Raw genomic sequence first — 8022 nt, forward strand, 5'->3', positions numbered from 1 at the left:
CTGTGGCCGGGTCGGCAGCGTGACAGCTGGCTGACAGCGGTGACAGGTTGGGTTCTGTGTTGGGCTTGCGGGTGCCTGGCTGGAGGTTGTTGTGGGCTTTGGGGGGCATGGCTTGAGGTGATTTTGGGCTTTGGGGTGCATGGCTTGAGGTGATTTTGGGCTTTGGGGTGCATGGCTTGAGGTGATTTTGGGCTTTGGGGTGCATGGCTTGAGGTGATTTTGGGCTTTGGGGTGCATGGCTTGAGGTAATTGTGGGCTTTGGGGTGCATGGCTTGAGGTAATTGTGGGCTTTGGGGTGCATGCCTTGAGGGTAGTTGTGGGCTTTGGGGTGCATGCCTTGAGGTAATTGTGGGCTTTTAGGGTGCCTGCCTAGAGTGCTGTGGTGATGCTGAAATCGAGCGCCGCCCGCGCGGCGCATCGCGGGCAAGCCCGCTCCCACATCTGTTTCGGGCCAGTTACTCCTGTGCCGCCAACAGGGACCGCCTTGTTTGTATGGCGATGCATCTCGGTGGAAGCCGACAGGGTCCGGCGATGCATCTCGGTGGGCACAGATGCTGCTCCACCTGTCTCCAGTCATGCACCAAGGCGGTCCCTGTTGGCTTCACAGGAGTGACTGGCCCGAAACAGATGTGGGAGCGGGCTTGCCCGCGATGCGCCGCGCGGGCGGCGCTCGATCTCATAGGCGCTGAAGATGTTGTGGCAAGCACCTCGTGGCCCTAACGCGATCCTGCCACCCGCTGTAGGAAGATTCTGAACCTGATGGCAGGCAGTGCGGCGCGGATTCTCAGTGCCATGGCCAAGGCACCGATCAATGATATGGAAATGGGCTTGAATCGCAGCGCCTGAACGTTAGTGGGGCCGCTTTGCGGCCCTTCGCGGGCACGCCCGCTCCCACAGGTATCGCGCAAGGCCGTGGGTTTGTGGTGATCCTGTGGGAGCGGGCGTGCCCGCGAAGAGGCCGGACCTGCTTACCTAAAACCCAATGAAGGCGTAGTGGACCGGCGCTTCAGCAGTGGTCCGCAACCCCCGAACCTGCAAGTCATTCACCAGCTCAGGCTGCTCCACATGCAGCATCCACTCAGCCCCGCTCCCTGATGACGCCTGCGCGAGAGCAGCGGCAAACGCGCTCATGTCCGGCAAATAAGCAGTAAACCCATTGCCCTTGAGCGCGCTGGTGGTCATCCCCAGTGCCTCGCAGATAGCCACCTTGGCCGCGATATCATCACGATCCGCCTGCCGCGAAGCCTGCACCAGCGCCAGCAGCGTCGGGTCCACCGGCAGTGAACCGTGAATCAGCTCGGGCCCTTGCTGCCAAGCCTCGGGCGGGCAGTCCTTGTTCTCCGGCCGCAGTGGAATATGCGGATTGATTTCCACCGGGTAGATGCGGCAGACCAGCGGTCGGCTTTCATAGATGCTGCACAGGTCGTTGTCGTCGAGGTTGCGACAGCGCCCCGGGTTGAATGCAGCAAAAGTTACCGAAACGCGCACCTCACTGCCGCCGCAGGGCACCGGATACGAGCGACGCAGCACATGCTCGCGCTGGTCCGCCGGCATACCCGGCCCATCGGTAACAAAGCCTTCGATCAAGACGATCACCTGGCCACCCGCAGCAGCCCACTGGCCCGCTTCGTCCAGGGTCAATGGCACATGGTGGCCGGTGCAGCACTTGCCACAACCGGTACAGGCAAAACGCAGGCCGTCGTTCACTTGGCGTCCGGGTTCCATTCGCTGACGTAGGCCTGCTGCTGCTTGCGGTCGTACAGGCACAGCTCGGTGCCGGTGCGTTGCTGCATGTGCTTCTGTGGATAGACCCCTTCGATCAGCAGGGCGCTGAAACCGACCTGGTCATCGAACTCGGCTGGCTTGCCGCGAGCGTGGGCATCCTTGAACTGGCTGGCCTTCAGGCAGGCCTTGAGCATCTGCTGGCGCTGGTCGTTCCAGGCCTGGCTGCTGGAGGCCTGGGCGACACCGCTGAACAGGGCGCAGGCGATCAGAAGAGAGTTGAAAAACTTCATACGCGATTCCGGCAATGGGTCCGAGGGGCGCGAATTATGCCCGAGTCATCCCTGGCGGCAAGCCAGGGAGTTTGTCGCTGAATATGACAACACGAGCTTCAGCGCTCGGCAAACACCACAGTCCGCGCCGCCGTCACCAGGCAGTCGGTCAGGTCGGGCGAGGAGAACTTGGTGAGGATGGCATTGGCCCCGGCCAGCTTGGCTTTCTCGCTGCTCATGGCGCTGTCCAGCGAGGTGTGCAGCAGCACGTAGAGGTGCTGGAAGTCCGGGGTCTCGCGCAGGGTACGGGTGAAGGCGTAGCCGTCCATCTCGGACATTTCGATGTCCGAGACGATGATATTGATCTCTTGCGCGGTGCCCTGCAGCTCCAGCAGCACGTTCATCGCATCCTTGGCACTGCGCGCGGTATGGCAGTCGATGCCGAGGTTGCGCAAGGTGTGCAGCGACTGCTGCAGCGCCACCTGGCTGTCGTCGACCACCAGGATGTTGGCGGCGGCCAACAGGCTGGCGTCTTCCTCGCTCAGCTCGCCCGGCTGTGGCTCCGGCTCGGGCGGGGCGATGCCGTGGATGACCTTCTCGATGTCCAGCACCTGCACCAGGGTGTTGTCGACCCGGGTCACGCCCGTGATGAACGACCGGTTGCCCGAGCCAAAGGGTGGCGGCTTGATGTCGGTGCTCAGGCAATGGACGATGCGGCTTACCGCTTGCACGTGCAGACCTTGGCGCGAGCGGCTGATCTCGGTGACGATCAGGCAGCCGCCCTGAGGGTCTTCCAGTGGCCGTTCGCCGATGGCCCGGGACAGGTCGATCACCGACAGCGAGTTGCCGCGCAGGGTCGCCACGCCCTTCACGTGCGGGTGCGATTCGGGCAGCTTGGTCAGTGGCGGGCAGGGAATGATCTCGCTGACCTTGAGCAGGTTGATTGCCATCAGCTTGCCGCTGCGCAGGGTGAACAGCAGCAGCGACAGCGAGTCTGCGCGGGCATTTTGCGTGGCCATGGTGACCTTCGTGGGAAACGGGGGATGCCGGGTTATCGGCCTGATCTCGCGGCTCTTTAGTGCCCAATTGCCAAGGCTGCAGGATCCTGTGGGAGCGGGCGCGCCCGCGAAGCAGGCACCGCGGTGCATGGCACCGGCTGCGCCGGTGTTCGCGGGCTTGTCCGCTCCCACAGGGGGCTTTGCTGCTGTTGAGGTCAGCGTTCGCGCAGGGCTTCGCGGGCGCGGTTCAGCGGTTTGATCAGGTAATCGAGGATGGTCTTCTCGCCAGTGCGGATATCCACCGTGGCGATCATCCCCGGCACGATCGCGAAGTGCTTGCCGGCCTTGTTGGTCAGGCTGTCCTGTTCGGTGCGGATGAATACCCGGTAGTAATAGATTTCCGGTTTCACCTCGTCCTGCAGGGTATCCGGCGATATCCCCACGACCTTGCCGTCCAGCCCGCCATACACCGAGTAGTCGTAGGCACTGATCTTGACCTTGGCCGCCTGGTCGGGGTGGATGAAGGCGATGTCCCGTGGCGCGATGCGGGTTTCGATCAGCAAGCGCTCATCCATCGGCACGATCTTCATCACCTGCCCGCCAGGTTGTACCACGCCGCCCAGGGTGTTGACCTCGATATCCTTGACGATGCCGCGCACCGGCGAACGCAAGGTCAGGCGCGTCAGCGAATCGCTGCGCCCGCGGATCACTTCCGACAGGCTGTCGGCCTCGGCACTGGCCTTGGCCAGCTCCTCGCGGGCGCGCACCAGGTACTCGGAGCGGGCCTCGTTGGCCTTGAGTTCCAGTTCCGAGCGCTGGCGGTTCAGGCGGATCACCTCGACCCGGCTGGAGGCGCCCATCTTGGCCAGGTTCTCGGTGATCTTCAGCTCCGCGCGCACCAACCGCAGCGAATCTTCGATGCCGGCCAGGGTCTGCTCCAGGCCACGGCGGCGGGTTTCGTACAGCGCCGTCTCGGCGTCGATCAGGTCGGGCGAATCGCGCAGGCTTTCCGGGAAGCTCAGTGGCTTGCCGGTGACCTCGGCACGCAAGCGCGCCACGCTGGCCTTGGCGGCACGGTACTTGGCTTCGCTTTCGCCAACACTGGAGGCGGTCTTGGTCGGGTCGAGCTGGGCGAGCACCTGGCCGCGTTCCACCAGGTCGCCTTCGGCCACGTTCATCTCGGCGACGATGCCGCCTTCGAACGACTGGATCACCTGTTCGCGTGAACTGGGGATAACCTTGCCGGTGCCAGTGGACACTTCGGTCACCTCGAACCAGGCCGCCCAGGCCAGGAACGCAGCGAGCATAAGTGCGCAGATTGTGATGATACGCCCGGCGCGCAGCACCGCCTGGTCGTCTTGGCCGTCCAGGTACGAGGCGGGGAGTGGGTGGTTGCTCATGCCTGCGCTCCTTGTAGCTTGGCCAGGGCGGCGTCGCGTTTGTCGTCGATGACGATGCGCCCGCCGTCGAGCACGATGATGCGCTCCACACGCTGCAGCACGCTGAGGCGATGGGTGGCGATCACCAGGGTGCGGCCCTGGCAGAAGCGGTCGAGGTTATCCAGCAACTTGCGTTCGGTGACGTCGTCGAGCGAAGCGGTGGGCTCGTCGAGCAGCAGTACCTGCGGTTGGCGAACCAGCAAGCGCGCCAGCACCAGGGCTTGGCGCTGCCCTCCGGACAGGCCTTGGCCGCCTTCGAGGATCAGGTGGTCGAGGCCCTTGGGCAGGTGGCGGACGAACTCCAGCGCACCGGTGGCCGCCAGCGCGGCGACCAACTCCTGGTCGCTGGCCTGGCCGGCGCCGAGGGTGAGGTTTTCCCGCAGGGTGCCGTGGAACAGCCGGGCATACTGGGCCAGCAGGCCGACGTCACGGCGCAGGTCGGCCGGGTCGAGGTGCGCCATGGCGATGCCATCGAGGCTGACTTCGCCCTGGCTCAGGTCCATGGCGCCGCCCAGCGCCTGCAACAGGGTCGATTTGCCGGCGCCGTTGCGCCCGAGCACGGCGATGCGTTCGCCAGGCTGGATGTCGAGCTGGCCGATGCTCAGAACCGGTGGTGCTTCCGGGCTGTAGCGGAAGGTGGCCTGGCGCAGCACATATTCGCCACGGATCGCCGGCAGGTGCACGCGAGCCTCGCCTTCCGGATGGTCGACCGGCGACTGCATCAGCTTGTCCAGGCCCTGCAAGGCCACCTTGGCCTGTTGCCAGCGGGTCAGCACATGGGTCAGCTGCGCCAGCGGCGCCATCATCCGTGACGACAGCATCGAGGCGGCCACCAGGCTACCGGTGGTGAGGTCGCCGGCGATCACCATCGGCGCACCGATCACGATGACCACGGCAAACACCGCGCCCTGGACGTTCTGGGTCCAGGTGACCAGGCCGTTGGTCAGGGTGCGCAGGTGCAGGCTGGTGTGCGCGCAGGCGGCGTTGTACTGGTTCCACTGGCGCTCGAAGCGCGCCTCGGCCTGTAGCGCCTTGATTTCGTCCAGGCCCTGGATGCTTTCCACCAGCATGGCGTTGCGCAGCGACGACTCGCGCATCGAAGCATTGGCCAGTGCCGCCAGGCGCCGCTGCGCCAGCAGCCCCGGGATGACCATGGCCAGCAGCGCCACCAGCGGGATGAACACCAGCACTCCGCCGATCAGCCAGAACACCAGCAGGAACAGCAGGAAGAACGGCAGGTCGGCCAACGCGGTGGCGGTGCTCGAGGTGATCAGGTCACGGATCGACTCCAGCTCGCGCAGCTGCGAGATGAACGAGCCGGTGGATTTCGGCCGTGCCGAATTGCGCAGGCGCAGCGCATGGCCGTAGACCAGGTCGGATACCCGCAGGTCGGCACGCTTGCCCAGCAGGTCGGTGACCTTCAGCCGCAGCAGGCGCATGCTGAAGTCGAACACCAGCGCCAGCACTACGCCGCCGAACAGCACGTACAGGGTTGGCAGGGACTCGGCGGGGATCACCCGGTCGTACACTTGCATCGAAAACAGCACGCCGGCCAGGGCCAGCACGTTGGCCACCAACGAGGCGACCATCACCTGGCCGTACGGGCGCAGGTCGCGCAGCACGATGCGGGTGAACCAGTGCCGATCGTAGGGCGCGGTGTAGTCGTCGGTGCGCACATCGCGCAGCGGCCGTGCCGGGCGCATCAAGGCCACGCGGTTGATGCGCCCGTCGAGCGCTTCCCGGGGCAGGCGCGAAGTCAGGCGCTGGTCGCCGGCGAACACCACCGCCAGCTCGTTTTCCTCGGTCACTGCCTCGACCGTGGCCAACTGGCCATCGTCCAGCTCCAGCACCAGCGGCGTGCGCCACTGGCGCAGGGCCCTGGCGTCGTAGCGCACGAAGCGCAAGGTCAGCCCGGCCTGGCGCGCCATGTGCCGGAGAATTTCATCCAGCGGGCGCGCATCCTCGGCCGCCGCCAGGCGGATGCGCTGGGGCGAGACGTCCAGGCGATAGTGATGAGCAACCTGCAGCATCACTTCCAGCCACGGGCCGAGATCAGGGCGATGCGGCGCAGCCGCTTGCGGATTCTGCGCCTGACCGGCCTGGGTCAGCTTGACGGTGTCGTTCATGGCTCGATTTCCACCCCTTGCAGGTTGCGCCCTTCCAGCCCGAAGGCGGTACGCAGGGCGCCGGAGTTGTACAGGCAGTCGACATCCAGGCGCAGCAGGTCGGAGCGGGTGCCGGCGAGTTCGAAGCGTGACTGGTAGATCTCCTGCTCGGCGTTGAGCAGGTCGAGCAGGGGGCGGGTGCCCAGGTCCAGGTACTGCCTGCCATACAGTTCGCGGGCTTCCTGGATGCTGGCCTGGCGGGCCTCCAGCGAAGTCAGGCGCCGGCTCAGGCCAGAGGTCTGCGCCATGGCCTCGGCCAGGCCGCGGCGGGCCTGCAGGCGCGCCGCGTCTTCGGCGGAGTCGGCGGCGCTCAGGGCATGGCCGGCGGCGCGGCTGCGGGCGCTGATCGCGCCCCCCTGGTAGATGGGCACCTCGACGTTCAGGTAGATGCCCGCCTGGGTGCGGTCGAGGCTTCGGTTGTCGCGGTTGTAGTCGTTGTCCAGGTAGTGGTTGACCTGCGGTTGCAGCGACAGCGTGGGGTAGGCTTCGGCCTTGGCCTGGGCCAGTTCGGCCTGGGACTGGGCGCGCAAGGCCAGGGCCATCAGTACGGCTGGCAGCCGATCACTACTGCCTGAAGAACGCTTGCACGCCTGGTTCAGCTCCGGTGGCGTTTGCTCGGCCAGGGCCGGTGGTGCTACGCGGCCGAGCAGTTCGGCCAGGGTCGAACGCCAGCGTTCGTACTGCGACTGGTATTCCTCGAGGGTGGCGCGGGCGCCCTCGACCCGCGACTCGGCCTGGACCACATCGGAGCGGGTGCTGGCGCCCATGTCGCTGCGCTGGCGGGCCATGCCGGCAATGTCGCCGACGCCGCGGATCTGGTCACGGGCGATGGCCATCAATTGTTCGTAGCGGCGGGTTTCGATCCAGGCGTAGGCGGTGTCGCGGGCGAGGTCGTCGACCACCAGCAGGATATTGGCCTGGGCCCGGGTGGCGGCAGCCTGGGCGGCGCTGACGGCATTGTCGACCTTGCCGAAGTCATAAAGCATCTGCTTCAACGACAGGTTCAATGCCTGGCTGTTGCGGTCGCCGCCGTAGCCAGTGTCATAGCCGGTGCGCAGGCCACCGGAGATTTGCGGGTAGTAACCGGCACGGGCGACGTTGATGCCTTCGCCCTGCTTGTACAGGTTACCGACCGCTTCGGCGATGCTCGGGTGCCACTGCGCCGCGGTCAGCACGGCCTCGGCCAGCCCCAGGCGGTCGCCGTTGCTGGCGGCCTGGCCGGAAGGCGGGCGGGCGGGGATGGCATCGGGCGCATCGCGCATCAGTGACGGCCCGATGGTGCGCAGTCTGGGGTCTATGTCGTCGGCTGCCCGGGCAACCGGATTCAGGTTCAACGCCAGGAGCCCGAAGGCCCCCAGCCACAGCGGTGACAGCGGACTGCGTCGCTTCACGAAATTCCCTTACTGCTGTTCGTCCTTGCCGCCGG

General features: G+C 65.8%; 6 protein-coding genes. All 6 read right to left on the reverse strand.

Going from position 1 to position 8022, the window contains the following annotated elements; all coding sequences use genetic code 11:
• Positions 1–972: 972 nt before the first annotated feature.
• Complete coding sequence (locus CQW31_RS08200; protein ID WP_099814270.1) at positions 973–1707, reverse strand: YkgJ family cysteine cluster protein; 735 nt, start codon at positions 1705–1707, stop codon at positions 973–975.
• On the reverse strand, positions 1704–2015 hold the full coding sequence (locus tag CQW31_RS08205) for a hypothetical protein (RefSeq protein WP_054887527.1): 312 nt from the start codon (positions 2013–2015) through the stop codon (positions 1704–1706). Before CQW31_RS08205 ends, CQW31_RS08200 begins: the two co-directional genes overlap by 4 nt.
• A gap of 98 nt (positions 2016–2113) precedes the next feature.
• On the reverse strand, positions 2114–3013 hold the full coding sequence (locus CQW31_RS08210; RefSeq protein ID WP_099814271.1) for a chemotaxis protein: 900 nt from the start codon (positions 3011–3013) through the stop codon (positions 2114–2116).
• Positions 3014–3207: 194 nt separating this feature from the next.
• Positions 3208–4392, reverse strand: coding sequence for an HlyD family type I secretion periplasmic adaptor subunit (locus CQW31_RS08220; protein WP_054887529.1), 1185 nt, complete (start codon positions 4390–4392; stop codon positions 3208–3210).
• Complete coding sequence (locus CQW31_RS08225) at positions 4389–6557, reverse strand: type I secretion system permease/ATPase (RefSeq protein WP_099814273.1); 2169 nt, start codon at positions 6555–6557, stop codon at positions 4389–4391. Before CQW31_RS08225 ends, CQW31_RS08220 begins: the two co-directional genes overlap by 4 nt.
• Positions 6554–7987 carry a TolC family outer membrane protein gene (locus CQW31_RS08230; protein WP_054887531.1) on the reverse strand — a complete coding sequence of 478 codons (1434 nt, stop codon included), beginning with the start codon at positions 7985–7987 and terminating at the stop codon, positions 6554–6556. The genes CQW31_RS08225 and CQW31_RS08230 overlap by 4 nt, the downstream gene beginning before the upstream one ends.
• Between the last annotated feature and the right edge of the window lie 35 nt (positions 7988–8022).

The sequence above is a fragment of the Pseudomonas sp. 382 genome (genome assembly GCF_002759075.1).
In the GTDB taxonomy this organism is placed as follows: domain Bacteria; phylum Pseudomonadota; class Gammaproteobacteria; order Pseudomonadales; family Pseudomonadaceae; genus Aquipseudomonas; species Aquipseudomonas vlassakiae.

Bases quoted from the DNA above. Each gene is read 5' to 3' on its own strand.
- CQW31_RS08225 (WP_099814273.1), bottom strand. From the start codon at position 6,557: ATGAACGACACCGTCAAGCTGACCCAGGCCGGTCAGGCGCAGAATCCG.
- CQW31_RS08220 (WP_054887529.1), bottom strand. From the start codon at position 4,392: ATGAGCAACCACCCACTCCCCGCCTCGTACCTGGACGGCCAAGACGAC.
- CQW31_RS08205 (WP_054887527.1), bottom strand. From the start codon at position 2,015: ATGAAGTTTTTCAACTCTCTTCTGATCGCCTGCGCCCTGTTCAGCGGT.
- CQW31_RS08210 (WP_099814271.1), bottom strand. From the start codon at position 3,013: ATGGCCACGCAAAATGCCCGCGCAGACTCGCTGTCGCTGCTGCTGTTC.